Below are 26,915 nucleotides of genomic sequence, written 5' to 3' on the forward strand. Positions count from 1 at the left end.
CACATGAATGTTATTTTCGATATGGTTGTGCCTTACGGATTTAAGGAAAAGGACGAAAAAGTATTGGTAGAGGAAGTGAAACAGGCTATAAAAAAGAGGCATCCAAACTATGATGCCATCATAACCATAGACCGACAATACTCACTCCTCAAATAAAACACTGGGGACAAAAAGAACCGTCCCCAGTGTCTTATTTTTTGAATAAAGCTATAGCCAAAACAATATAGGGTATGATTATATTCAGTAAAAAATTGCCTGCAATACCTATAGTATATGAAAAGGCTTCAAGTTCAATTTTACTGGATGTGATCAGCATTGCAAGGAAGTATAAGATTATTAAAAATATATTGATAAAGTGTCTTTCATCCTCTAAATTAAATATGGATTTCAGTAAATGCAGTATAATATATGAAAAGGTTGAGATAAGGATAAAATCAGCTAAGATCCATATTATGACTACTACCGATTCAATTTTGGCTACTATGTCAAAAAAGGATACTATTTTAACAGCATCCATGAATGGAAGAGGAATTTTAGCTGTTATGGAATAGCCAATTATACCAATTACAAAGGCAACTAAAATTGAAGACAAAATAGTCAAATAAGTTAATGTATACATACCCTGGCGCATTAAGTTTTCTTTATCATTGATAATGTCACTTAAAAAAAGTATATAAATAATATAAGCCCATAGAAATGAGATGCCAAAACCTGCTTTAATAACAGGGATTATATCTAAATAACTTATTGGGGTGATATTATCTATTTTAAAGTTAGGCAGCATAAATATTGCTAAACTCCAGAAGATTACGCTGATTAATGGGAAGATTATTTCATTCATTCTTGCAATTACTACAAAACCAGATTTTAATACATATGCAATAGTGACCATCATTACCAGTATAAAAATATCGATCTTAGTTTGGGTAAATACTGTAGTTACAAGCCTTTCACTATAATATCTTGTGTATAATGCAGTTATCAGCAGCATCCATAAGACATATAAAAAAAGCAAAGCTTTTCCTGCAGTTTTGCCTAAGGAATGGTAGTAAATATCTATCAAAGATTTATCTTTATGTTTCATAAATACTTTATTCAATAAGATAATGACAGGGAGTAAAATAATAAAAGGTACTATAGGGGACAGATAACCGCACTGTTTTGCAATGACTGCAGTATAGGAAGGCATGAATCGTATTGAAGGTGAGAAAAATAAAGTAATATAAATAAGCAAAGCCTGTTTCAATGATATCTTTTGTCTACCTGCCAGCATATGTACTATTCTCCTTTGATTTAATGTGGTAAGCCAAACAGATCAAGTGCAAATCTTGCTATACTGATATCGTAAGGATATTTTGATTTTATAAAAACCATAAATAAAGATAGTAAGGTAAGAAAAATAAGGATTACTTTTTCTTTCTTCAAATCTTTTTTTCTCATATTATAAAGTTCCCAAGATGATATCAGAATTATTATGATGATCCAGGCAATCATTAATCCACCCCATAACCGCTTCTTACTGGTTGCTTTATATCATAAGTTCTGTTTATATTGGAGTCAACTTCCACTGTTATATTGAGATTTGGAAATATCTCAGACCAGTTGTCTTTTATACTTTTCCAATAAACTGGCTTTTTATGATGAACTTCATTGCATATTCCAAATATGTCCATATTATTTTTTTGAGCAAACTCTATTATTTTTTTTACTTCATTTTTAACTGCTTCCTCCTGTTGTGTTTTCAGAAAATCCAGTTCATCCTTTTCAAAAATATTCTTTGTTCCCATTACACCAGTTATATTAGTTGAAAATAATATTTTGATCTTTATATCAAGCCTGCCATCGGATATGACAGGTTTTATCTTAGTTTTTGATTCTATTATTTCAAGTGATATTTTTTGCCCATTTCTGTCCTTAACAGCTATAACTCCTGAGTCAACTTTTCCTCTGACCCAGTTAAAGCCTCTTGCCATACCATCAGTAATATACCCAAACAAATCAGTATCTTTGAATAGAGCAAATCCGGACAGCTTTATTTTATTATTTGGTTCATTTATTAATTCAATACATGGGATGTAGGTTGATATACAGGTATTATCAAACATACCCATAATTTCTACCAGGAGTAATTCATCGGATATGGACATCCGTCCTTTTGATTTAAATAGATTTTCCAGTATATCACCTATAAAGTTCTCTTCTTCAATGGTTTGCTGAAAAACGGCCTTGGCCGTATTATCCTTTACTATCAAAACCTTTGAGTTTAATCTCAACTCATGGTCTCTCATAAAAAAGTCCAGATATTGGGGCAAGTTATCCTTTGCTGCATCTTCTCCAATCAGGATATAGTCAACATGTCCCCAGAATAATCTATCTTCAGAAAAGGTTGAGAGCTTTCTAATAGCCTCAAAAACTGTTTCACCAGTAGAGACAAGCAGTGCTGATTTGGTTTTTTGACCAGCAGATGCATTACTGGTCTCTTCTGAGGTTGCGTTTATGCTTTTTGAAGCAGCGGATATTGCTACAGCGCTTTCGTTATTGTCATTTGACCTGTCTACTCCCACTGCATTTAGAATTAACAGCTCATCTATCTCTACTTTTCCAAAACTAATATTTGAGCAGCCAGCTGTAATAAGCATGAATATAAGAATAACAATAAGTATCTTATACACTTTATAGTTCATATCTTAATCTATCCTTTTCTTATTTAGGGTTTTCAAATCAATAGGTCTTTTTTTCATTAACCTTACAGGACTTCTGATAAAAGTGTCCTGAAATTGAGGGTTAGTGCTGGACACAAAAGGTGACAGATATGGCACACCGTAATTTTCAATGGAGCAAAGATGACATAACAGAAAAAGACCGCCTATGCACATGCCAAAAAGACCAGCTATACTACTAGCTATAGCTATGATAAGCCTCCATAGCCTAATGGCATTGGACAAATCCTGATTGGGCAATACAAAATTTGATATGGCAGTAACAGATATCAGTACAACAACTGCAGGAGAAGAAAGCTTGGCCTGGGCTGCTGCCTGACCAACTACTACTGCTCCTACAATTGATAAGGCTTGACCTATGCTTTTAGGAAGTCTGATACCGGCTTCAACCAAAATCTCAAAAGCGATAAGCAAAGCTATAGTTTCAAGAAACGTTGGGAAGGGGACTCCTTCTTTGGCTATTTTTACTGATAATATCAATACTGTCGGCAGCATTTCATAATGAAAAGAGGTAACAGCTATATAAAAGCCCGGCAGAAAAAGAGTTACGATAATCAATAAATATCGTAAAAATCTTATTTGAGAGCTCACCAGGAAGTTTGTGGAATAATCTTCAGGAGCTTGCATTAAAGCTACCAAGGTGGCTGGAAGTATTAAAGCTGTGGGAAAGCCGTCTATGATTATTCCGACTCTCCCCTCTATGATATTTGATGAAAACTTATCAGGTCTTTCTGTAAATATAATTTGAGGAAAAGGTGAATACTTTTTACTTATCAAATATTCTTCCAGATATGCAGTAGAAAATACCCCGTCAATACGAATGGAATCGATTCTTCTTCTTATATCATCAACTATATCTTCGTTAGCAATGCCTTTATGATATATTAAAGCAACTGTAGTTTTTGTTTGTTGTCCCACAGTTGTTTTCTCTATAATTAAGTCCGGGGATGCTATTCTTCTTCTTACTGTGGAAATATTGGTCATAAGATCTTCCACGAAGGTATCTTTTGGCCCTTTGATTACATTTTCACTGGAAGGTTCAGTTATAGCTCTCTTTTCAAATCCCTGGACTTCAAATGAAAATGAAACTGATTCTTCATCAAAAACCAATAAAACATTTCCTTTAAATAATGAAGAAACAGCAGAATCAATATCTTTAAGCTTATTGCCCAGGGGAAAATATAAGCTGCCTGATTCAATTAAAGTTATTACTTCTTTTTCTTTTTCTGCATGACGAAAGTCGGGGCCTTCCAAAAGGGGTTTGATGATAAAATTGCTTAGATGTTCTTTTTCAGTCAGCCCTTCTATATAAACAATTGTTACTTTAATAGTTCTGTCTAAGCCAACATATATATTTTTAAAACATATATCCAGATTTTTGCCTAATAAACGCTCTAGATTTTTAGCATTCAAGTCCATACCATCACCGCTTTACATAAAAAAGATTGCTTCGCAACAATAAAAAAACATTTCTTTAACTAATTATCTGTTAAAGAAATGTTTTTTATACAAAGCTATTCTTTATATTGCAACAGATACAGGTCGTAATACATTCCCTTTTTGTCCAGCAGTTCCTGGTGTTTACCCATTTCTCTTATCCTGCCTTTGTGCATTACTATGATCTTGTCAGCGTTTTGTATAGTTGAAAGTCTATGGGCAATTATGATGTTGGTTCTGTCTTTTATCAGTTTCTTGATGGCATCCTGTATCAAAAGCTCCGTCTCAGTATCTATGTTTGAAGTGGCCTCATCAAGAACCAGAACCGAAGGATTAAAGGCTAAAGCTCTTGCAAAAGCTAATAGCTGCCTTTGTCCCGATGATAGTGTGGCGCCTCTTTCCATAACCTTCTCGTCATATTTATTGGGCAGATTCTTTATGAAGGTATCTGCATTTACAAAGCCAGCCACTTCCTTAATCTTTTCATCGTCTATATCCTGGTTGTTCAATCTTATGTTCCCCTTTATGTCCCCGGTAAAGAGGAAAACATCCTGAAGCACTACTCCTATCTTGGAACGAAGCTCATATTTGTTTATTTCCTTTATATTCTTACCGTCAATGAGTATTTCACCTTTCTGAATATCATAGAGCCGTGTTATCAGGCTGATAATAGATGTCTTGCCTGCTCCTGTGGCGCCGACGAAGGCTACGGTTTCGCCTGGATTTATGGTAAAGCTTACATCCCTGAGAACCCAATTCTCATCTTCATAAGCAAACCAGACATTCTTGAATTCAATTTTCCCTTCCAGTCTACCCAACGGTTTGGGATTTTCTACATTTTTGATTCCTTCTTCCTGGTCCAGGAGAAGAAAAATCCTTTCTGCTGATGCCATAGCAGATTGCAATATATTGAACTTCTCTGTCAAATCATTTATGGGTTTAAAGAACTGATCGATGTAGTTTACAAAAGCGAATAGAACTCCAAAAGGCAGCGTACCCTGCAGTACTCTACCGCCTCCATACCAAATGAGCAGCGCTAAGGAAAAGGAATAGATTAAGTCCATAGAAGGCCTGAATACGGCAAATACAAAAACCTCTCTCAGGCTTGCCTGCCTATGTTCATCATTTATAGCAAAAAATTCATCATATTTAAAGTTTTCTCTGTTGAATATCTGAATAATTTTCATGCCAGATATGTTTTCACTTAGGGTGGCGTTTATCTTTGCTAATTTTACCCTGACCAATCTATAGGCTTTTCTTGATTCTCTCCTGAAAATCATGGCAGATAAAAATATAAACGGTATGGCGATAAAGCTTATGAGGGCAACTTTTGCGTTCATCCTCAACATTACTATGATGATGCCTATAAGGGTCAGAATATCCTTGAACAGATTTACTAAAACGGCAGTGTACATTTCATGAAGGTTTTCCATATCGTTGCTTACTCTGGTGACAAGTCTGCCTACAGGATTTCTGTCATAAAATGAGAGAGACAGCCTTAAAAGATGGGAAAAAAGTTCCTGCCTCATGTTGTATATAATCTTCTGGCCGGTATAATGTAAAAGATAAACCTGTATGTAGTTGCAGATAAAGCCTCCTGTAATTACAGCAACAAATATCAATGCAATACTCTTTAATCCTTCTTTATCACCTATTGCTATATGGTTATCTATTGCAATTTTCATCAAATAAGGCCTGGCAAGATCACTGAAAGTTATGAGAATCAACAGCAGAAAGCAGGCAGATATGAGACCAATATAGGGTTTGGCATATTTGAGGAGCCTTCTCATCAATCGGGCATCAAAGGCTTTTCCCAATACTTCTTCTTCATGAAAGTTATTCATAGATCCTACCTCCTATTCCTGTCCAGCAATCTTTTCTTCCAGAAGCTGCTTATGGTATATGCTGCTGTAGTAGCCACCTAAGGCCACAAGCTCATCATGGGTTCCTCTTTCTGTTATCCTGCCTTCATCCAATACTATTATCTCATCAGCATGCTTAACAGTAGATATTCTATGAGCTATTATTATACTTGTTCTGTCCTTGGTTACTTCTTTTAGATTGCTAAGTATTTTTTCTTCAGTTTTCGTATCTACTGCGGAGAGACAATCATCAAATATCATTATACCTGGATTCTTGGCTATAGCTCTGGCTATAGAAATCCTCTGCTTCTGTCCTCCGGAGAGGGTTACACCTCTCTCTCCCAGTTGAGTATCAAACTGCTGTGGAAAGCCCATAATGTCATCATATACGCTGGTTATCTTAGCTGCTTCCTCTATCTTCTCAAAAGGTAGATTTTCATCTGCAAAGGCTATATTGTTTCTTATTGAGCATGAAAATAGAAAATTATCTTGAGGTACATAACCTATTTTCCTTCTGAGAATGCTAAGGGGAATTTTATTGATATCATAGCCGTCTACTAATATGCTTCCTTCCTCCACATTGTAGAGCCTTAGCAGTAAATTAGCCAAAGTGCTTTTTCCGCTTCCTGTCTTGCCAATGACTGCTAAAGTCTTTCCTTTTTTCAGCTTTATATTGATATCTGAAAGAGCAGGTACCTTTGCTCCCGGGTATGTAAAGGACAGATTCTTAATTTCTATTGTTTCTTCAAAATCATCTATATCCAAGGTATTATCATCATCCTGTATCTCCGGCTCTGTATCCAATATCTCATTAAGCCTCATTATAGAAGCTATTCCTCTTTGCAATACATTTATTACATAGCCTACTGCCATCATTGGCCATGTGAGAAGACCTAAGTAAGTTATAAAGCTTACCAGTTGACCCAGGCTTATAACCTTATCAATGACAAGGGTTCCACCGTAGTAAAGTGCGATTACAAAGCTTATAGTTGATAGAAAAACAACCAGAGGAAACATGGCTCCCCATATCTTTACCAGATTCATATGAGCCTTTAAATTTATATCATTAGCCTTTCCAAAGTTACTTATCTCCCTTTCTTCCTGGACAAAGGACTTTATCACCCTTATTCCCGAAAAACTTTCCTGTGCCTTATCTGTTAGATTCGAGAAGGCTTCCTGTACATTCTTAAACCTTTTTTGAATCATTTTACCGAAAAACATTACTATAATTGCAACAAAAGGGAAAGGAATCAAAGCTATCAAGGTAAATTTAATGTCAATAGATACCATCATTATTATGATGGTAGAGGCGGTGAGAAATATGGCATCAGTCATCATTACAACACCAATGCCAAAGGCCATTCTAACTGCATTTATATCATTGGTTGCATGAGCCATAAGATCTCCTGTTTTCTTGTGGTAGAAATAATTAAGGGAAAGCTTCTCCAGATGAGCAAACAATTTGTTGCGAAGCCAGAATTCCAACTCCCTGGAAGAACCTATTATGAGCATTCTCCATACATATCTGAAAACTGCTACAAAAATTGCAATAAGCACTATCAGGAATGCATAAAAATATATTTCTTTCATCGACAGTCTATGGGTGCTTAAAGCGTCTGTAACATAACCTAAAATCTTAGGTGTTATTAGTTGAAGACCGTCAACAAACAGAAGAACAAATATACCCAATAGATACTTCCATTTATACTTTCTAAAGAAATCCTCAATATGTCTGAATTTACTCATACTACCCCTCCCTATATCAGCTCACATTCTTAGACTATCACAAAAAAAGCTATATTTACAGTGAATTTTATCATGGTAAAATTAAATTAACATTAGTATGATATAAAGAAAATATATGGTAAAATTTAAGCATAAAATATGAAGGAAAGAGGGTATTTAGATGATTGAATTGCCGGAAGCAAAAGTTATTGCAAGACAGATAAATGAAACTCTGAAGGGAAAAAGGATAGACAGAGTTGTTGCCTCACATACACCTCATAAATTTGCTTGGTATTTTGAAGACCCTAAAGATTATCAAAAGCTTTTGGCAGGTAAGCACATAGATGGTAGCACAAGCTTTGGAGGATTCATTGAAATCTCTGCCGAGGATTGCAGAATATTGCTTGGAGAAGGCGTAAGGATAAAGTATTACGAAAAAGGAGAAAAGCTTCCGGCAAAGCATCAGCTTATGATTACATTTGATGATGGAAGTTCAATGAGCTGTTCTGTACAAATGTATGGAGGCATGTGGTGCTTCAGAGAAGGAGAATATCAAAATCCTTATTATAAGGTGGCGAAAGAAAAACCCTCACCTTATTCGGAGGAATTTAATGAAGATTATTTTCTAAGTATGATGGATGAGAATACTAAGGGTTTAAGTCTAAAGGCTTTTCTTGCAACTCAGCAGCGAATTCCCGGATTGGGAAACGGTGTTTTGCAGGATATCCTATGGAATGCAAAGCTACATCCTAAAAGGAAAATGAACTCCCTGGGAGAAGAGGATTTGATAAATCTTTTTAAATCTATTGAATCAACAATTAGAGAAATGGCTGAAAAGGGCGGCAGGGATACTGAAAAAGATTTTTTTGGTATAAACGGCGGTTATAAAACTGTGATGAGTTCAAAAAATGCAGGCATGCCATGCCCGGCATGCGGTAATGTCATAAATAAAGAAGCTTATTTGGGAGGAAGCATTTATTATTGCAATGAGTGTCAACTCTTTAACAAATGAGTATGATGTTATAAGAGTATATAAATGGAAAGTGTGGTATCAATATGTGGACAAGAAAAGAATTAAAGGACAGAGCGAAAGCTGTACTTAGCAACAACTACGGGAAAGCATTTTTAATCAGTTTAGTAATATTGCTGGCAGGAGGGAATGGAGGTGGAGGAGGCAGCTCAGGAGGAAGAAGCAGTTATAGAAACTATACCGAATCGAGGAACTTTCTGCCTTTTGATTTAACCATTGAGCATATAGCAATTTATGGTTCTATAGTTATTTTAGTAATTTTATCTGTAATAGCTTTACGAATTTTCTTAGGTTATCCTTTAGAGGTAGGAGGAAGAAGGTTTTTCGTTAAATCAGCCCTTTATGAGGACAGTGACGGCTGTTTCAAATATGCCTTTGACAGAGAAAACTACATGGGAATTATAGGCACCATGCTTCTTAAAGGCATACAGAACTTTCTATGGTATCTGCTTCTCATAATACCCGGCATAATAAAGTACTATGCTTACTCCATGGTGCCTTATATATTGGCTGATAATCCAAATATAGGGGCTAGGGAAGCAATAAACATGAGTATAGAAATGACAAATGGACATAAATTCGATATGTTTGTACTGGATCTATCCTTCTTGGGATGGTATATACTGGGCCTTTTACTTTTCGGAGTAGGAGTACTTTTTGTATTGCCCTATGACAATGCTACTAAAGCCGAGCTATATCTTGTATTGAGTGGTAAACGGATGTACGAAAATATGGAGGAACAACCATATTGACAAAATGAAAAATATATGGAATAATACTTCAAAAGTGAGTATGCTTTAGCATGTATATGTGAGCAGCATAGGGACTGAGGCAGTCCTACACGAATGGATATAACCCTTCGGAGTCACTCTTATGAGAAACTCTGTGGGGTTTTTGCATTATAAGGAGGTGTAGATGATGATAAGATTGCTTACACAATGGGATAAAGAGAAAATTATGAATTACATAGGAAGAAATGAGATTGAGACATCATTTCTCTATGCAAATATAATTGAGTTTGGCATTGATAATAATCCGGATATGAGAAGATGTGGAGACTATTATGGATTCTTTGAGGGAGAAGAATTAAGAGGAATCCTGCCTTTCTATAATCTGGGAAGCTGTATACCTCATTTTGAAAGGATCGAAGCAGTGCCTTTGTTTGCAGAGATTATGAGAAAAAGAGATTTTAAATTCCTGCTGGGTATGAGGAAAGTTGTAAAGCCTTTGTATGATGAGATTAAAGACTATAAAAACGTTCTGGAATGGGATGAAAGCTCTTACTTTATAAATAAAAACTTTAAACCTTTTACACTGGAAGGAGTAAGCTTCATTGACGCAGTTGGAGCTACAGACGATAAAATAGTTGATTTTGTTTTGGAAGGAAGGGTAAAAGGATTCAATCAATCTACTACCAGAGAGGAAATTATAAAAACATTATCTCAAAGGGCAAAGGAGGAAGATTTTATCATTGCTGAAAAAGATGGTAAAATGGTGGCTCAGGCAGGGATTCATACCTATACACCAAAGATCAATCAGATAGGCAGCGTATATACCCGGTCAGAAGAAAGGGGTAAAGGCTATGCCAAAGCAGTTGTTTCAGAGATATGCGAAAGGATAATAGGAAGAGGTAAAATGCCTACACTTATGGTAGTAAAGGATAATATTCCTGCTGTAAAGGCATATAATGCACTAGGATTTGAGCACTATGATGACTATCTTATTGTAAGGCTGGCTTAGTTACAGAGTGACAGTAGTATTGTGGAGGTGGTAAATATCAAGACACTGTTAATTGTTATACTGCTGGTGCTTAACATACCCATATATAGAAAAATCTTTTATTTTATATTTAGAGACTCTGATGATTTTAGAGAATCTGTAAGGTACTCCTTTACTCCAGATATATTCTCATTACTCAGAGGAAGGTATTGGAAGGACCAGATGGGAGAGCTGAAATTATCAATTTTTATAGTGGCTTGCATTGCAGTAGTATTCTTGGAGTATCTGGTTATTGGATCTCTATTGAATGTATTTTTTAATTGAGTACAAAAGCAACTAATAAACAATTGGGGTCAAGATTTTATAATTTTATATAACAAATGTTTTAATAATTTTTTAACATACGAAATAGAAATGCGAGGGACAGGTTTTGAACAAAGGAACAGAGTTTAAAGATGGACTAAGAGCCGCAATACCAATAGGCTTAGGATATATTCCAATCGCTATAGCCTTCGGCATTTTGTCGAAGGCTTCTAAAATTCCGAATACAATTAGTATAATGCTTTCTTCGGTAGTCTTCGCAGGATCCAGCCAGTTTGTTGGAGTAAATATGCTGACGCTGGGGGCAACTACCATAGAGATTGTTATGACAACATTTATATTGAATTTCAGGCATTTTCTTATGTCGGCATCGCTATCCCAGCGAGTTGATGAAAGGACATCAAAGAGGTTTCTGTCTTTATTGGCTTTCGGTATCACTGATGAGACATTTTCATTGGCTTCAATGAGGGAAGAAAAGAAGATAAGCCCATATTTTCAATTGGGGTTAAATGTCATGGCTTTCTTTTCCTGGAATGCAGGCACTTGGCTAGGTCTTTTATTTGGAACGGCATTGCCTGATACTCTTCAAAACAGTATGGGGATAGCTATATATTGCATGTTTTTAGGCCTGCTGCTGCCTTCAATGAAAAAATCCAGACCCATACTGGTGGTTGCCGCCATATCCATGGTGATACATTCATTACTTAAATGGATTCCTATGTTTGCGGCTCTTTCTTCGGGATTAACCATAATAATTGCTACTATAGGCGCAGCATCTTTAGGTACTATATTTTTTCCACAGGGGGTTGAAGATTGATGAATAACTTGTTTATACTTGTGATTCTTATGGCTATAGTGACATATATACCTCGATTGCTTCCTATGGTATTTTTGAAGGATATGAAGCTGCCGCCATATTTGAAGGTATTTCTTCAGTTTATACCCTATGCCACTTTAGGAGCACTTATATTTCCCGGAATAGTCACATCCACAGGAGATATATATTCAGCCCTTGTAGGAGGGGGTTTTGCTGTGATTTTATCCCTTTACAAGGCCAATGTTATGCTAGTGGTAACGGGGGGCATTGTAGGGGCTTATACTGTGATGATGCTGATGTAAGTTTATATTGAGAATTCACAGTATTAATAATACAATATAAATTAAAGAGAAATGAATGAAGCATCCAGGGAGCCTTTGTTTTTAAGGGATATTGAAGTATGTATGAGTGATTTTTAAACTCCTGATACAGAGATGGTAAGGAGGGAAAAAGATGAATGAAGAATTAGAAAAAATTCAGAAAGCAAGACTAGTTCTTCAGAAAATCGCAAATGGTATCAACCCAATAAATGGAGAAAAGATTGAAGAGGAAAGCTTTCTTAATGATCCAAGAATAATAAGGTGCTTTTATTTTGTAGCAGAAGTACTGGACAACGTTACTAGGGGTGTATACAGTTCAAAAAGAAGTGAACCCAGATCTAGGGTTTTTGTAATAACTTCGGAGCAAAAAAGTAAAGTACGTTTTCCTGAAGGGAAAATAGGAGTCAATGAGTTTTCTAGATGTGTTAATATGTGCATTGATTTGAACCAAAGCAAAAGATTAACGGGAGTTGAAATCAATAAAAGATTGAAAGCTATGGGAATACTGAGTGAAGAGACTACAGAAACTGGCAAAACCAGGACTGTTATCAATGATAATTCTATTAATTATGGTTTCGAAAGTCAGAGAAAGAGTTATAATGGTGTTGAATATGATATGGTAGTTATCAATGATAAGGGTAAAAAGTATCTTCTTGACAATATTGAAGTAATAATGGGGGCAGAAATCACATCGAAAAGCACTAGGGAAAAATTGGAGCAAGATTAAGCATTATTTATATCATGAAATGTGATGAATTAATGTTCAATATATATAAAAAAGCTGCAAGTAGATTTATAAATAGGGATATGATTAAAATAGCATATCCCTATTTATCTAAACTCTCTCATATATATCCCTAAGCTTTTCACCGGTGACTGCCTTCTTGCAGCTTTCGCACAACAGCTCTACATGATCCTCTCCTAGCTTCTTACGGTTATATTCAAGCTGTTCCTTCGTTGCAAAGGGTTTCCCGCATCTTGTGCATCTCACCAGTCGGAATTCCTTATTCCATATAGTTCTTACTCCGTTGATTTCTTCAATCTTTATAGCATTGGTAGGGCATAAATAGGCGCAGGAACCGCAGCCTATGCACTGGGTGGAAGGCTCGTCATAGGGAGTAGAAACCTTCTTTGTGATCCCCCTGTTTACCGTGGAAATGGCGCTGGTACCCAACTCTTGACAAGCTCTTACGCATAATCCGCATAGTATGCAGTGTTCATCCTTATCACCGGAAAATCTTATATTGTCAGGCACATGGTATTCTTTTCGAAGACTGTCTATGGTCTCATCCTGGGGAGTTCTTGCATATAAAAGCATAAGCAGGTTTCTTCTGATGGATTTAATCTTATCTGAATGGGTAAATACCTCTATCTCGTTCTTCACAGGATAAATACAGGAGGCTACCACACCTTTTCTGCCTCTGTCCAATATCTCAACTACACACAGTCTGCAGGTTCCAAGGCCAGGCAAGGCATCACTGTGGCATAGGGTAGGAATGTATATATTGTTTCTCCTGGCAATCTGAAGCAGCATCTCGCCCTTTTCGGCTTCACAGAATATACCATCTATGGTAATCTTCATAACCTGGCCCCCTTCTTTACTCCTACAGCGTTGAATTTGCAGCTGTCTAAGCAATTGCCGCATTTTACGCAGGATTCAGTATTAATATAATAAGGTTTTCCTTTTTCTCCCCATATGGCTGAGGCGGGACAATTTTTCGCACATAAGCCACAACTTATGCACAGTTTTTCATCGATTTCATATTCTGTGAGCTCGGGACAGACCCCTGCAGGACACCTTTTATCCCTGATATGTGCATAATATTCATCTTTGAAATACTTCAATGTAGTCAGCACAGGATTTGGAGCGGTTTTTCCCAATCCACAGAGAGAGGCTTCTTCCACAGTGTGGCACAGACTTTCCAGAAGATCTAAATCCTCCTCAGAACCTTTGCCGTTGCATATATCTGTGAGGATCTCCAGCATTCTCTTTATGCCTTCTCTGCAGGCAACACATTTGCCGCAGGATTCTTCAGATAGGAAATTTAGATAATATCTTGCCACATCTACCATACATGTTCTTTCATCCATGACTATCATGCCGCCAGAACCCATCATGGAGCCTATATTTTTTAGAGTATCAAAATCCACAGGCAGGTCCATAAGGCTTTCAGGTATGCAGCCGCCTGAAGGACCGCCGCTTTGAACCGCCTTAAACTTCTTGTCTCCTATTATGCCTCCTCCGATTTTGAATACCAGTTCCCTCAAAGTTGTGCCCATAGGAATTTCCACAAGACCTGTATTTTTAACTTTCCCAACCAGTGAAAACACCTTTGTGCCTTTGCTGTTTTCAGTACCTATGGAGCTGAACCAGTCAGAGCCTTTCATTATTATTTCAGGTACATTTGCCCAGGTTTCAACATTGTTCAGCACAGTGGGTTGCCCCCATAAGCCCTTTTCCACAGAATGTATATACTTGGCTCTGGGTTCTCCCACATTGCCTTCGATAGATTGCATGAGGGCTGTGGATTCACCGCAGACAAAGGCTCCGCCACCTCTTACGATTTCTATATCAAAATCAAAACCGCTGTTCATTATATTTTTACCCAGATAGCCCCTCTCTCTTGCCTGTCTCAAAGCACAATCCATATTCTTCAGAGCCAGTGAATACTCGTCTCTTATGTATATGAATCCTCTATGAGACTTTATGGAGTAGGCGCATATTATCATTCCTTCTATGACTGTATTGGGATCCCCTTCTAAAATGCTTCTATCCATGAAGGCTCCCGGATCTCCTTCATCACCGTTGCATATTACATATTTGGGGAAGTAGTTTACGTTGCAACACTGCCTCCACTTCCGCCCTGTGGGGAAGCCACCGCCGCCTCTGCCTCGCAATCCGGATTTTTCTATCTCAGATATTACACCCTCGGGAGTCATCTGAAATAAAACCTTACTAAGAGCTTCATATCCGCCGCGCTCAATATAGTCGTCAATATTTGCAGGATCTATTTCTCCTATATTCCTTAAGGCTATTTTTTGCTGAGATTTATAAAAATCCGTGTCTTTGTGGGATATAACTTTTTTTCCCTGAGCAGTATCAAATATCAATAACCTGTTTACTATCTGGCCATTGATAAGGGTTTTCTCTACAATTTCTTTAACATCACTGGCCTTTACTTTGCTGTAGCATATATTGTCAGGCTCAATTTTTACTAAGGGTCCTTTTTCGCATAAACCATTGCAACCCGTGGCTTTTACAATGGTTTTAACATCTGCATCTACTTCATGCTCTTCAATAAGCCTCTTTAATTCTCTGTATACATCTAAGCTGTTGTTTGCCAGGCAGCCGGTGCCGCAGCAGACATATACTGTCCTATTCATCCCCAGCACCCCCGTATTCTCTTAGTATCTCCCTTACTTTGGAAGATGTCAGCTTGCCATAATATCTGTCATTAATAACCATAACTGGAGCTATGGCACAGGAACCAAGGCAATTGACGACTTCTAAGGAAAATTTGCCGTCTTTTGTGGTTTCGCCAGGTTTTATTCCAAGAGAATTCTCTATCTCATCCAGCAGGCTTTTTGATGATCTTATATGGCAAGCAGTGCCGTCACAAACCTTTATGATATATCTACCCTTGGGTTTTAAACTCAGTGCCTTGTAAAAAGTAGCCATGCTGTAAAGCTTGGAAAGAGGGATGTCCAAGTATTGAGAAAGCTCCAGAAGCTTTTCTTTGGGTATATAACCATATTCCTTTTGCAAGTCCTGCAGCATTGCCAATGTATACCTATGTTCCTTGGGATATTTTTCAAACAAAATTCATCAGCCTCCTGCTACCACCGGGAATATGCTTATCTCATCATCAGAGCTGAGACAGGTGTCAAGCCCCTGGAGATGCACAATATTTCTCCCGTTGACCAGAATAATTATCTCATTGCTGAGATTCCCATTTGAAAATATTTTATTTCTAAATTTTGAACCATATCTTTCGCAGAGTTTAAGGAGAAGATCATTTAAAGTGGGGAAATGGTCAATTTCAATTTCCTTTGCACCAGTGTAATCTCTTATATATGCAAAATATTTTACTATCATGAAATTCCCCTCCTTGCTTCTTTAAATTTAGGCTGTCGGTAATGTGATACCGACAGCCATAGACCTTGCTTATTTAATTGACAGTTCTTTAAGTTTTTCTTCCGTTGGTATGCCGTTTTCATCCCAACCTCTTACCTCATAGTATTCCTTGAGCATCACATCTAGCTGATTGACCAATCCTTTTGCAGGACCTGCAGGCATGGGCTCCTTGAGCAATCTGTCAGGAAGCCTGTCATCATCCTTTGTGAAGCCTGCTTCAAGATTGAACAGCTTCTCTAAATTCCAAATTCTTTCTCCTGCCTGCAGCACCTCTTCATCGGTAAAATCAACGCCCATGGCAGTTCTTAACATTTCAGATATCTCAGGAAGACCTATTCCGAAGGTGGTGAATAAGCATATACCTGCAGAATCCACTACCGCGGTGAGATCCTGGAAGGTTTTGAGCCAGGGAGCTTTTTCATCTGTTACCAATGGATCAAGCTTAGCAGGAATTCCAAGTATTTCAGGAGAAGTGAGGTATCCTCTCACATGGCAGCCGCCACGATTTGATGTAGCATATTCAAGACCCATACCCTGTAAGCATCTGCCGTCATAAGCTGGCATTTCCTGCTTTTTCACAGACATGGAAAGCTCTGGATGGCCATATGACTCTGCCATTCTGTAGGAGCCCATTGCCAACTTGTCTCCAAATCCTTCTCTCAAACCTGTCATTCTTGTAAATTCTACTATACCTTCATCATCTCCAAAGGGGAGATCTCTTCCTAATTCTTCTCTGGTTAATATGCCTTTTTCATACATTTCCATAGCACAGGCAATGGTGGAACCCATGGTTATTGGGTCGATACCCAGCTCATTGCATATGAAATTGGCTTTGCAGATAGCTTCCAGATTCCTTACTCCGCAATCTGCACCATAGGACCAGCCTGCCTCATATTCAGGACCTTCACCGAAGCTCTTGAACTTACCTTCAGGAATCCTTGTTACTCTTCCGCAGCCCATATTGCATCCGAAGCAGCCCTTATTTCTAACCAGATATTTTTCTGTTAAAGTTTCTCCCGAAGTCTCATCTGCATGCTCAAATATGCCACCGTCTTTCCAGTTTCTTGTTGGGAGACCGCCGCTCTGGTTCAATATATTCACAAGTATTTCTGTACCATAGGTTGGCAATCCTCCACCTGTTACAGGATGGTCTTTAAGCATCTTTCTGCTCTTCTTGCATATTTCCAAAAATTCCTTAGGTTTTGCTACCTGAACTGATTTTGAACCCTTTACTGCAACAGCCTTAAGATTTTTAGAACCCATAACAGCACCAAGACCAGACCTTCCTGCAGCTCTATGCTTGTCGTTCATAACCGTGGCGAATAATACCAGTTTTTCTCCGCCGGGTCCTATGCAGGCGACTCTTGCATCGTCACCTACTTCTTCCAGGAGCATATCCGTGGTCTCAAATACATTTTTGCCCCACAGGTGTTCTGCATCTCTTATTTCCACTTCATCATCATTAATGTATAGATAAACGGGCTTTTCTGATTTTCCTTCAAATATTATTCCATCGTATCCGGCATACTTAAGCTCGGGACCGAAATGGCCACCGGAATTGGATGCACCTATGGTTCCTGTGAGGGGTGCTTTAGCAACTACTTCATATCTTCCGCTGGATGTGGCCAGAGTACCAGTAAGTGGACCTGTCATGAATATAAGTTTATTGTCGGGGCTGAAGGGTTCCACTTTGGGATCCACTTCATTCATGAAGTATTTGGTGCCTAAGCCTCTTGCACCTATATATTTCTTGGCATCTTCCAGGTTTAGATTTTCCTTTTTTATGGTCTTGTCAGTCAAGTTTACTCTGAGAAGTTTTCCTGTAAAACCTAACATTGCTCATACACCTCCCCAAACAAATCCTTGAACTTTTCACCCATTTTTTTCTTTTTGTTCAGATTTGCAGGTGTAGCTTCTTTATACTGTATTGCTCCTGAAGGACAGAATTCTGCACATTGTGGATTTCCTCCACACAGGTCACATTTGATTAGCTTTTTCTGAGTAGGACTAAAGGTGATGTTGCCAAGAGGACATGCGCTTATGCACATTTTGCAGCCGATGCACTTTTGGATGTCGATTATGACTGCATCCTTTTCATCTCTCACGATTGCTCCCACAGGACAAACCTTCATGCAGGAAGGATCTTCACACTGCATGCACATGATAGGAACTGCTATGGCAGCCTCATCATAGGCAAATACAGACACGGCAGCTTGTTTCGGATTGAATTCTTCCATCCTGTTGAAGGAGCAAATCAGCTCACAGGTTCTGCAGCCGATGCACTTCTCTGGAGAGATCATCAATACCTTGCTCATCCTTTGCTGACATCATATCGATGCCAGCTTCACCTCCTTTTTCTCAATATAAAAGTCCATCTGTTTTGGCAATACTGCACCCACAGATGGACTCCTTTGCACAATGGCAGGTATGGGCATTTCTCCCCATGCCCTATCGTTCCAAGTCCTTCATCGGGCTCTTGGAATCGGAGTCTATATACAATTAACGATTGTGTATATTTATTTACTTATTCTACATATATTAGTAAACTCCTTTAAATATGACAATAAAATTACAAAATTGGGACAAGTGGCATAAATGCATGATAAATGAGGTTTGATCTGTCGTAATTAGAAGAGTATGTAAATTGACATAGCAAGTATTAAAATATTATGGTAAAATTTAGGCATATATTGATAAAGCAATACTGGAGAATATGGAATAATCATAGAATTATATGAAATAAAAGGAGAAAGAAATGATTAAGAGACTTAACCTAAAGGATATGAAAACAGCAAATCGTGTAATGGATTTGCAAAGAGCCTCATATAAAATAGAAGCCCAGCTTATAGGCTTTTATGAGATACCAGCCTTGAAGGAGACCATAGATAGTTTGCAACAATGTGATGAAATTTTTTATGGATACCATATAAATGATGTTCTAGCAGGTATAATTTCATTTAAAGTTATTGACGATGTATTAGATATACACAGAGTTGCGATATATCCGGACTTTTTTAGAATGGGTATAGCAAATAAACTTATTAACTTTGTAGAAGAAATAAATAGCAATATCAATAAAATTATTGTATGTACTGGCAAGGATAATCTTCCCGCTGTAAATTTATATTTAAAAAACGGTTATAAAAAGAAAAAAGATATTGAGGTGAAAGATGGGATTTATATAACGGAATTTGAGAAAATACTGAGGTAAAAATCATTTCATAGTTCTTGAACTATATGCAATATAAATCAAGTAGATATATTTACGGGAGGGGGTTAACTATATGTTCAGGCATGTCGTTGATGAGGATGTAGAATTAAGACTGCTTGATAATAATCATGCAATGGCAATGTTTGAGTCAATTAATTCTTGTAGGTATTATTTGAGAGAATGGTTACCCTGGGTAGATGGTACCCAAACAATAGAGGATGCTATAGGGTTTATCGAAATGACAAAGAAACAGTTTGCATCAAACGAAGGATTTCAGGCAGGAATATGGTACAAAGGGGAGTTTGCAGGAGTAATAGGCTATTATGGAATCAACTGGTTTAATAGATCGGTAAACATAGGATATTGGCTTGACAAAAGATATGTGGGTAGAGGCATAATGACAAAAGCATGTAGAGCATTTATTGATCATGCTTTTAATGTATACAACTTAAACAGGGTAGAAATCAGGTGTGCTGAAAAGAATTATAAAAGCAGAGCTATTGCTGAAAGACTGGGCTTTACAAAAGAAGGCATTATAAGAGAAGCTGAATGGCTATATAGTCATTATGTTAATCATATCGTTTATGGAATGTTAGCTTCCGAATGGGAAGAATGATATATACATCATGGCGATGAGGGGAGTTATTATGAAATTAGAGAAATCGTGTGGAGCTATTGTTTATAGAAAAATAAATAATGATATAGAATTTTTAGCTATTAGAAGCAATTCACCGGACAGACACTGGGGGTTTCCCAAGGGACATGTTGAAGGTAAAGAAACTGAAGAGGAGACTTGCATAAGGGAGGTATATGAGGAAACAGGGTTGGTTATAAAACCCCATGAAGGATTCAGGGAATATGATAAGTATAAAGTAGCTGAAAATACATATAAAGAAGTAATTTTCTTCATAGCTGATGCAACAACTCAAGAGGTAGTGATAGACCAGGATGAGGTTGAAGAATATAGATGGGCGCCATTTCAGGAGATATATGATTTACTCACTTACGATAGTGGAAAAGTCATATTAGCAAAGGCAAAGGATTTTATAGATAAATTAGAACAGAATTCAGGAATTACAAAATTATCCAATAGCAGTAGGAAGTAAGACAAATGATAGTTTGAAGTTAAAAGAAAAATGCAAAAAGGTTTATGGAGAAAGGAAACCTATATGAATGAAACAATAAGATATTTGTTAGATAGTGCTTGCCCTTCAATAAAGTATAGAGTAAAAAAAGAAATTCTAAATGAAATGAGTTCTGATGAAGAGGAGCTATTACAAAGCCAGATTTTAGAGGACAAGCTTGTCCAGGAGTTTATAGAAAGGCAGAGTCCAGATGGTTGGATAGAGGAGGACTTTCATAGCGAAAAAGGAGTAGAAACTGCTATCAGATTATTATCGGAAAAGGGTGTCTTGCCAAATCAACCTTCTCTTAAAGGAATGCTTGGAGAGTTGGAGAGAAGAGAGGACACCTTCGACAAAGGATGCTTATTTAATATTGGTAAAATACTGGATCATAAATCATTTGGAGGTTCAAAGGTTATAAGAGCTGCTACCTTTGCTCACGCAGGAATAGAAGATAGACATTTTGTTAAAGAGCAGATAGAATGGGCTTTGGATAAGCTTAAGTTTGTATGTTCAGTTTCTGCTATAGATGATATTGCAATACATTATAAGGATAAACTGGTCTTTATGGATGGAACCAAATGGCCTTGTATATATGACCTGAGGCTTCTTGCATATACAAAAGCTTGGAGAAGTGAGGAAAATAAAGAAATAGTTGTTGATTCTATTAAGAGAATGGTAGAGTTGTCACCTATACCATACATACATGTTTTAAAAAGAAATCAACTAATAGCACCAGCAGCATTTTGCATGCAGGATTTTAACCCTGATGTCAATGTGCTCAAAGATTCGGAGTGGATGATGTGGTTTCATAGGATGGAGATATTGGCCAGACTTGGAGTAACCAGTCATATTAAAGAACTAGAGCAACAGATTGACTTTTTAGCTAAGCTTTTAAGAGAAAACAACGGCATATTCAACAAGAGAATGAATCATTATTACTTTACAAAGTGGAGTCCATATTCAGGATTGGCATTGGAAAAGGATTGGAGGACAGAAAAAAGGCGTATATGCGATTTAACATTCAGAAGCCTGCTAATATTACATTATTCCGGATATAAAGATTATAATTAGCATCTACTATTGAATTTGAATGTGAGCAGCAAAATAATTGGTATATTATAGCATAATGTCTGGTAATAATCCTATACATAGGACGTGAATTTTGCAGAAAGGATGATACTATGGAAAGAACACTGGTACTTATAAAACCTGACGCCATGGAAAGAAAACTGATGGGGGAGATAATATCTATCTATGAGAAAAAGGGATTTAGTATATCAGCACTGAAGATTGTAAAGCCAACAAAGGAAATGGCTGAAGAACATTATGCAGAACATAAGGGTAAACCCTTCTACGAGCCCCTAGTGAATTTTATTACAAAAGGAGAGGTCTGCGCTGTAGTAATGGAAGGTGAGAACATTATTGATGCTGTAAGAAAATTAAACGGAGCCACAGATCCATTAAATGCAGAACCGGGTACAATCAGGGGCAGGTATGCATTATCCAAATCAGAAAATGCAGTTCATGCATCTGATTCAGTTGAAAGTGCCGAAAGAGAGATAAAAATCTGGTTTCCGGAGCTATAACTCTTTATTATTTCAAAAACTGGCGAGTTTTTCCCATGTGATAGGCAAGCTTGATCATTTCCTGTTCTACTTTGGATATTTTACGAGCATACATTTTTTCAAACTGCTGTATGAGCTTGTCATAATCAATTTCTCTTTTGTGTTGCCTTGGCTTGACTGGCACATAGGATGGATCATAGAAACAAGGCTCAATAGATGGACTGTTTATCTTCTTTAATATCTCAGCAGTATAACAAGCATCAAAAAATGCATTATGAAAACTATATATAACAGGAATATGAAGAGCTTCGACAGCATTTTGCAGTCGGAGCAAGTTTTTTGTTGGGAGACCAAAATATTTAGATACATAGGGCTGAATATTAATGTACTTTTTAGGTAGACATTTAGAATCTAGATTATGGTACTCCACATTTTTAAATAACTCTTTTATATCAGACATTCCCCAGATGCAAAACACAGAATCTGGATCCCTTATAAACTCCACAAAATGTTTATAAACCTCAGGAAATGCTTGTTCTTTTACAAGTTGTTCTGTAGTAATGCCTGTCAACTCAGTGATAAATGAGCTTACTTTTCCGTAGATAGTTGGTTTCACAAATCTGTTAAAGGAAGCAACTCTAATGAAATCAGAATCCAGTTTCACAGCACCAATCTGAATTATTTCAAAGGGATATTTGGACCATTTCTTTACGGTATCTTGCAAAGAAGAGAAATCCTGATTAAATTCCATATCAAATACTATATAATGCATATCAATCTCCTTAAACATTTTAAAATAAAATTCGTCTAAATACATGATAACACTATTTCACACTGAATATGCTATGTTGATGAAAGGTAGAAAAAACCAAATGGGTGTGATACAGTTTAGATATATACACATAGAACACTATATTTATTGCTGAAATAAAGGGGAGTCAAATATGAGAAAATTGGAGATGGGAGATACCATTGGAATATTTTCGCCATCATCGCCTATAACATATACTGTACCAGAAAGGTTCCATAGAGCAAAAGCCTATTTGGAAGCTAAAGGTTTTAATATAATTGAAGGAGCCTTGACAGGAAAACAGGATTACTACAGATCCGGCACTATAAAAGAAAGAGCAGATGAGCTGAATCAGCTAATCAGAAATCCTGAGGTAAAGTGCATTATGTCTACTATAGGAGGGATGAATTCCAATTCCATACTACCATATATAGATTACGAAGCTTTTAGAAAAAACCCAAAGATAATTATAGGCTATTCGGATGTTACCGCCATACTCCTGGCAATATATGCGAAAACCGGAGTATCCACCTTTTATGGGCCTGCTTTGGTAGCTTCTTTCGGAGAATTTCCATCCTTTGTAGATTATACTTATGAATATTTTAGAAATATGTTAATTGAAGATGTAACATTGCCTTATGAATTCCCAATGCCAGAATACTGGACAGATGAATACATAGATTGGTCACAACAGGACAGAGAAAAGGAGAAGAGAAAAAATCAATGGATAACTGTTTATGAAGGCATTGCAAGAGGAAGGTTGATTGGAGGTAATCTCAATACTATGACGGGCATATGGGGCAGCCAATATATGCCTGAAATAAAAGAAGGAGATATACTTTTCATTGAAGATTCCCTGGAGGACGCAGCTACAGTGGAGAGGAGCTTTTCTCTATTAAAGCTCAATGGGGTGTTTGATAAAGTATCCGGAATAATATTAGGAAAGCATGAACTTTTTGATGATATGAAAACAAGCAGGAAGCCTTATGAAATACTATTGGAGGTTTTAGGTGAAAGGCAGCTTCCTTTCATGGCAGACTTTGACTGTTGCCATACCCATCCAATGCTGACATTGCCAATAGGAGTTGAAGTTGAATTGGATGCCACCAATAAGAAAGTAAAAATGCTATCGAGTGTTTTTGATGGTAGTACAATATGAAAGGAGAGTACAATGATAATTGAAAGAATCAGGGAGATGAATCGGAAGAATATCTTTTTAAAAATTGTATTACCTGCAATTCTGGTAATAATATTGATTTTTTATTTCAGAGCTTTTTTCACCAAAGGTGTTTACTTTAATAATACGTTTCTAGTAAAAAGCGTTGTAGGAGCCGAAAGACACTATATGGGAAAAAGTAAGCATGGTGGCATACATATAACTGTAAAAGGACTGGAGGATACACACGACAGTATCGAAGTTGTTTATAGACTTCCTGGCAATGTAAACAGGCAATATACTGTGATGCTAAACCATGAAAATAAGTGGTATCCCAGCATTGAAAATATTATAGACAAAGACGGCAATATTATCTTCGAAGGTGAGTATAAAAAAGGGCAACAATACATGGTGGATAAAAACGGTAAGCCTTTATTTAGTTTTGATATTACAGCATTGAGAAATGTAGATATAGCTTATGATGAAAGCTATAAAGTACCCCTGAAGAATATCGCAGAATTTGCATTCTCTGAAACGGATACTTTCAGGGGGGAAATCCACTATTTGATATATGCAATAATTTTGTTTTTTGTGACTTGGATTGATTATAAGTATCCTTTGTTCCTCTTTAAGCTTAATTACTGGCTGCATGTGGAAGACCCAAAACCATCGGAGTTTTACCTGACTATGCAGAAGATATCCTATGTTGTTTTTCCTATAATTGGAATTATTTTAATGATAGCTGCAATATACTAGGTGGACGGAAGGAGATTGATATATTTATAGAATGTGGGAGATTGGGGTTATGAAGAATAGATTTTATAATGCTGTTATATTTACTATTATAATAATTCTGTTTCTATCATCGGCGGTTCATGGAAACTCATCCTGGCACTGGGTGACTACAAGTCCTATGACGGTTTTGCCCTTCGCCATTATATTTACACTTATTATTGAAACAACTTCTGTGGTTAAGGTTGGAAGTATGGCAGACACTAGAAAAGTACTGAAGGTTGTAGGTCTAGCAAATTTAATGTCTTTTCTTGCACCATACTTGGAACGGGCATATAGATTCAGACCCGTAGCGGGAGGATTTTCTTTATCTGCTGCCTTTAATAAAGGGCCATATTATATGATACTAAGCGGCTATCTATTCCTAACTATTCTTGTAGAATTACCAGTAGTATATTATTTTCTAAGCAAAGAAACGTCAAATAAAAAGAAATTAATTGCAGCAATTATTTTGTCTAACATCATAACCACCTTATTGGTGGCTGTTTGTGAGCGGATGATTTGTATTGGAAGATGGTAAAGTACTATATTATGTCTTGCACATTTGGAGGTAGAGGTATATTGATAAAATATAGCCATGACAAACTAGCAATGAGGCCTAAAGTCCGATCAAGGCTAAGAATCTTTCTTGGTAAAAAATATTATACATATAGAAGGTATTTGGATTGGTACTTTGGACGGAAAAAGTATGCATCAACAAAGGATGATAATCTATTGCCCTATGTATATTTCAGCCACAAGACTCCTACTCTGAGAAAGCTTAAAGATGTAGATATGTGGTATCAGTATAATAAGATTATCAATCTTAATATAGCCTTAAAGAGGCTTAATAATATAATTATAAAGCCAGGTGAAACATTTTCTTACTGGCGGATGATAGGTAAGCCCACCAAAAGGAAAGGCTATGTAGAAGGCATGGCTCTTTTTTATGGAGGATACAAAGCTGAAGTAGGAGGAGGTCTATGTCAATTATCCAATCTTATATATTGGATGACCTTGCATACTCCTTTAACAGTGACAGAGAGATATAGGCACAGCTATGATGTTTTTCCTGATTCCAACAGGACTCAACCCTTTGGAAGCGGTGCAACATGCGTATACAACTATAGAGATTTGCAGATATACAATGGAACTGATGACATCTATCAGCTTCACTTGACCTTAAGCCAGGAAGAACTGGCAGGAGAATGGAGAACAGAGAAAGAACCTTGTTTTAAATATGAAGTATATGAAAAGGAACACTCAATTAGCCACGAATACTGGGGAGGTTACATAAGGCACAATGTAATATGCAGGAGATGCTATGATATGGATGGACAGTTGTTGAATGATGAGTTTATAACAGAAAATCATGCTCTAATGATGTATCAACCTTTTCTGGAGGAATGTGCAAGTACCCGGCTTTTATAGGAACAAGGAAACGGCAGAATATACAAGGAGCAATGCCATAATAGTATTGACAACCCTCATATTTTTCACAAGGAATCTTTGGAACACAGAGCCGAACAATCCCCAGCAGCAATTTGATACAAATGCAGTAAAGGCTAGCAGCACAGCAAAGCCTGCAATTACTGGGGCAGACTTATAATAAGGTACTATGAAAGCAGAAACAGTTGTAATAGCATAAATGATACCCTTTGGATTTACAAACTGGAGAAGCAATCCCCATATATACTTATTTGTGTTTTTTGTATTATCTTCCTCGCTATTGGGTTTGCTGGTATATGTTTTCCAGGCAAGCCACAGTATATAAGCGGCACCAACATAAGTCATAATTGACTGAATAGATGGGATAAGATTGAAAAGTGTGATGCTAAAAAGGCCGCATAGAGTAAATATAATAAAAAAGCCTGTAAACACACCTGCATTAAATGGTATGCTTTTTTTAAATCCATATCGGCTGGCATTTGACATAGCCATTATATTATTAGGACCAGGTGTGAATGTGGTAACGATTACATAGGATATAAAAGCTGGGATACTAGGCATAATATTTACCCCCATATTTTTCAATAAATCTTTACTGATATTATATCAGATAATTATGATTTGGTTATGTATTATTTTGCATATAAATAAATTTATTAATATATAAGGAATGAGAAGATATTAATGTTATAAAAGGAAATGATATAAAGATTGCTGATGTAAACAGCAGCGAAATGAAAAAGAGGCCATAGAAAAACTA

At 36.9% G+C, this 26,915-nt stretch carries 29 protein-coding genes and 1 riboswitch; of the genes, 16 read left to right on the top strand and 13 right to left on the bottom strand.

The features are described 5' to 3' along the window. Nucleotides 1-190: 190 nt before the first annotated feature. The 5 genes from ACESM9_RS01120 to ACESM9_RS01140 form a co-directional block, all read right to left on the bottom strand. Nucleotides 191-1,273, bottom strand: coding sequence for a GerAB/ArcD/ProY family transporter (locus tag ACESM9_RS01120; protein ID WP_372994425.1), 1,083 nt, complete (start codon nt 1,271-1,273; stop codon nt 191-193). 220 nt (nt 1,274-1,493) lie between these two features. Next, nucleotides 1,494-2,684 (bottom strand): Ger(x)C family spore germination protein, encoded by a 1,191-nt coding sequence (locus ACESM9_RS01125; RefSeq protein ID WP_372994427.1) that lies wholly within the window; start codon nt 2,682-2,684, stop codon nt 1,494-1,496. Nucleotides 2,685-2,687: 3 nt separating this feature from the next. Beyond that, on the bottom strand, nt 2,688-4,139 hold the full coding sequence (locus ACESM9_RS01130; protein WP_372994429.1) for a spore germination protein: 1,452 nt from the start codon (nt 4,137-4,139) through the stop codon (nt 2,688-2,690). Nucleotides 4,140-4,234: 95 nt separating this feature from the next. Then, nucleotides 4,235-6,001, bottom strand: coding sequence for an ABC transporter ATP-binding protein (locus ACESM9_RS01135; protein ID WP_372994431.1), 1,767 nt, complete (start codon nt 5,999-6,001; stop codon nt 4,235-4,237). Nucleotides 6,002-6,013: 12 nt separating this feature from the next. Further along, nucleotides 6,014-7,765, bottom strand: coding sequence for an ABC transporter ATP-binding protein (locus tag ACESM9_RS01140; RefSeq protein ID WP_372994433.1), 1,752 nt, complete (start codon nt 7,763-7,765; stop codon nt 6,014-6,016). Nucleotides 7,766-7,925: 160 nt separating this feature from the next. Between ACESM9_RS01140 and ACESM9_RS01145 the strand changes: the two genes are divergently transcribed. The 7 genes from ACESM9_RS01145 to ACESM9_RS01175 all read left to right on the top strand — a co-directional run bounded on the left by ACESM9_RS01145 (nt 7,926) and on the right by ACESM9_RS01175 (nt 12,678). Next, entirely contained in the window at nt 7,926-8,756 is an 831-nt protein-coding gene (locus tag ACESM9_RS01145) for a DNA-formamidopyrimidine glycosylase family protein (protein ID WP_372994435.1), read from the top strand. A 44-nt stretch (nt 8,757-8,800) separates the two neighbouring features. Further along, nucleotides 8,801-9,526 carry a DUF975 family protein gene (locus ACESM9_RS01150; protein WP_372994437.1) on the top strand — a complete coding sequence of 242 codons (726 nt, stop codon included), beginning with the start codon at nt 8,801-8,803 and terminating at the stop codon, nt 9,524-9,526. A gap of 163 nt (nt 9,527-9,689) precedes the next feature. After that, a complete protein-coding gene (locus tag ACESM9_RS01155) occupies nt 9,690-10,514 on the top strand; it encodes a GNAT family N-acetyltransferase (RefSeq protein ID WP_372994439.1) in 825 nt (274 codons plus the stop codon). Between the two features lie 27 nt (nt 10,515-10,541). Continuing rightward, nucleotides 10,542-10,817, top strand: coding sequence for a hypothetical protein (locus ACESM9_RS01160; RefSeq protein WP_372994441.1), 276 nt, complete (start codon nt 10,542-10,544; stop codon nt 10,815-10,817). A 106-nt stretch (nt 10,818-10,923) separates the two neighbouring features. Then, nucleotides 10,924-11,631, top strand: coding sequence for an AzlC family ABC transporter permease (locus ACESM9_RS01165; protein WP_372994443.1), 708 nt, complete (start codon nt 10,924-10,926; stop codon nt 11,629-11,631). Beyond that, nucleotides 11,631-11,933 carry an AzlD domain-containing protein gene (locus tag ACESM9_RS01170; RefSeq protein WP_372994445.1) on the top strand — a complete coding sequence of 101 codons (303 nt, stop codon included), beginning with the start codon at nt 11,631-11,633 and terminating at the stop codon, nt 11,931-11,933. Before ACESM9_RS01165 ends, ACESM9_RS01170 begins: the two co-directional genes overlap by 1 nt. 151 nt (nt 11,934-12,084) lie before the next feature. Next, a complete protein-coding gene (locus tag ACESM9_RS01175) occupies nt 12,085-12,678 on the top strand; it encodes a hypothetical protein (protein WP_372994447.1) in 594 nt (197 codons plus the stop codon). Nucleotides 12,679-12,786: 108 nt separating this feature from the next. Here the strand turns inward: ACESM9_RS01175 and ACESM9_RS01180 are convergent, their stop codons facing one another. The 6 genes from ACESM9_RS01180 to ACESM9_RS01205 all read right to left on the bottom strand — a co-directional run bounded on the left by ACESM9_RS01180 (nt 12,787) and on the right by ACESM9_RS01205 (nt 18,401). Next, entirely contained in the window at nt 12,787-13,533 is a 747-nt protein-coding gene (locus ACESM9_RS01180) for a 2Fe-2S iron-sulfur cluster-binding protein (RefSeq protein ID WP_372994449.1), read from the bottom strand. Further along, entirely contained in the window at nt 13,530-15,335 is a 1,806-nt protein-coding gene (locus tag ACESM9_RS01185; protein ID WP_372994451.1) for an NADH-ubiquinone oxidoreductase-F iron-sulfur binding region domain-containing protein, read from the bottom strand. Before ACESM9_RS01185 ends, ACESM9_RS01180 begins: the two co-directional genes overlap by 4 nt. After that, on the bottom strand, nt 15,328-15,771 hold the full coding sequence (nuoE, locus tag ACESM9_RS01190) for an NADH-quinone oxidoreductase subunit NuoE (protein ID WP_372994453.1): 444 nt from the start codon (nt 15,769-15,771) through the stop codon (nt 15,328-15,330). Before nuoE ends, ACESM9_RS01185 begins: the two co-directional genes overlap by 8 nt. A 6-nt stretch (nt 15,772-15,777) precedes the next feature. Further along, nucleotides 15,778-16,047 (bottom strand): ubiquitin-like small modifier protein 1, encoded by a 270-nt coding sequence (locus ACESM9_RS01195; protein WP_372994455.1) that lies wholly within the window; start codon nt 16,045-16,047, stop codon nt 15,778-15,780. 69 nt (nt 16,048-16,116) lie between these two features. Next, nucleotides 16,117-17,922, bottom strand: a complete 1,806-nt coding sequence (locus tag ACESM9_RS01200) for an aldehyde ferredoxin oxidoreductase family protein (RefSeq protein ID WP_372994457.1) — start codon at nt 17,920-17,922, stop codon at nt 16,117-16,119. Continuing rightward, a complete protein-coding gene (locus ACESM9_RS01205) occupies nt 17,916-18,401 on the bottom strand; it encodes a 4Fe-4S dicluster domain-containing protein (protein WP_372994459.1) in 486 nt (161 codons plus the stop codon). Before ACESM9_RS01205 ends, ACESM9_RS01200 begins: the two co-directional genes overlap by 7 nt. A gap of 75 nt (nt 18,402-18,476) precedes the next feature. Continuing rightward, nucleotides 18,477-18,586: riboswitch (molybdenum cofactor riboswitch) on the bottom strand. A gap of 255 nt (nt 18,587-18,841) precedes the next feature. Here ACESM9_RS01205 and ACESM9_RS01210 point away from each other — a divergent pair. From ACESM9_RS01210 to ndk, 5 genes are all read left to right on the top strand, one after another. After that, a complete protein-coding gene (locus ACESM9_RS01210) occupies nt 18,842-19,297 on the top strand; it encodes a GNAT family N-acetyltransferase (RefSeq protein WP_372994461.1) in 456 nt (151 codons plus the stop codon). 73 nt (nt 19,298-19,370) lie between these two features. After that, nucleotides 19,371-19,913, top strand: coding sequence for a GNAT family N-acetyltransferase (locus ACESM9_RS01215; RefSeq protein ID WP_372994463.1), 543 nt, complete (start codon nt 19,371-19,373; stop codon nt 19,911-19,913). Between the two features lie 31 nt (nt 19,914-19,944). After that, nucleotides 19,945-20,403, top strand: coding sequence for a bis(5'-nucleosyl)-tetraphosphatase (locus tag ACESM9_RS01220; RefSeq protein WP_372994465.1), 459 nt, complete (start codon nt 19,945-19,947; stop codon nt 20,401-20,403). 63 nt (nt 20,404-20,466) lie between these two features. Next, nucleotides 20,467-21,495: a hypothetical protein gene (locus ACESM9_RS01225; protein ID WP_372994467.1), complete on the top strand. Its 1,029-nt coding sequence runs from the start codon at nt 20,467-20,469 to the stop codon at nt 21,493-21,495. Between the two features lie 110 nt (nt 21,496-21,605). Next, nucleotides 21,606-22,010 carry a nucleoside-diphosphate kinase gene (gene ndk, locus ACESM9_RS01230; RefSeq protein WP_372994469.1) on the top strand — a complete coding sequence of 135 codons (405 nt, stop codon included), beginning with the start codon at nt 21,606-21,608 and terminating at the stop codon, nt 22,008-22,010. A 7-nt stretch (nt 22,011-22,017) separates the two neighbouring features. On the opposite strand, the gene ACESM9_RS01235 is transcribed toward ndk, so the two are convergent. Next, nucleotides 22,018-22,761, bottom strand: a complete 744-nt coding sequence (locus tag ACESM9_RS01235) for an exonuclease domain-containing protein (RefSeq protein WP_372994471.1) — start codon at nt 22,759-22,761, stop codon at nt 22,018-22,020. Nucleotides 22,762-22,933: 172 nt separating this feature from the next. Here ACESM9_RS01235 and ACESM9_RS01240 point away from each other — a divergent pair, with 172 nt between their 5' ends. From ACESM9_RS01240 to ACESM9_RS01255, 4 genes are all read left to right on the top strand, one after another. Continuing rightward, nucleotides 22,934-23,938: a S66 peptidase family protein gene (locus ACESM9_RS01240; RefSeq protein ID WP_372994473.1), complete on the top strand. Its 1,005-nt coding sequence runs from the start codon at nt 22,934-22,936 to the stop codon at nt 23,936-23,938. A gap of 12 nt (nt 23,939-23,950) precedes the next feature. After that, nucleotides 23,951-24,691: a hypothetical protein gene (locus ACESM9_RS01245; RefSeq protein WP_372994475.1), complete on the top strand. Its 741-nt coding sequence runs from the start codon at nt 23,951-23,953 to the stop codon at nt 24,689-24,691. A 49-nt stretch (nt 24,692-24,740) separates the two neighbouring features. After that, a complete protein-coding gene (locus ACESM9_RS01250; RefSeq protein WP_372994477.1) occupies nt 24,741-25,247 on the top strand; it encodes a hypothetical protein in 507 nt (168 codons plus the stop codon). 71 nt (nt 25,248-25,318) lie between these two features. Further along, a complete protein-coding gene (locus ACESM9_RS01255) occupies nt 25,319-26,137 on the top strand; it encodes a VanW family protein (protein ID WP_372994511.1) in 819 nt (272 codons plus the stop codon). On the opposite strand, the gene ACESM9_RS01260 is transcribed toward ACESM9_RS01255, so the two are convergent. Then, nucleotides 26,132-26,716 carry a LysE family transporter gene (locus tag ACESM9_RS01260; RefSeq protein WP_372994479.1) on the bottom strand — a complete coding sequence of 195 codons (585 nt, stop codon included), beginning with the start codon at nt 26,714-26,716 and terminating at the stop codon, nt 26,132-26,134. The genes ACESM9_RS01255 and ACESM9_RS01260 overlap by 6 nt on opposite strands. Nucleotides 26,717-26,915: the final 199 nt, after the last annotated feature.

The sequence above is a fragment of the Lutispora sp. genome (assembly GCF_041687175.1).
In the GTDB taxonomy this organism is placed as follows: Bacteria; Bacillota; Clostridia; order Lutisporales; family Lutisporaceae; genus Lutispora.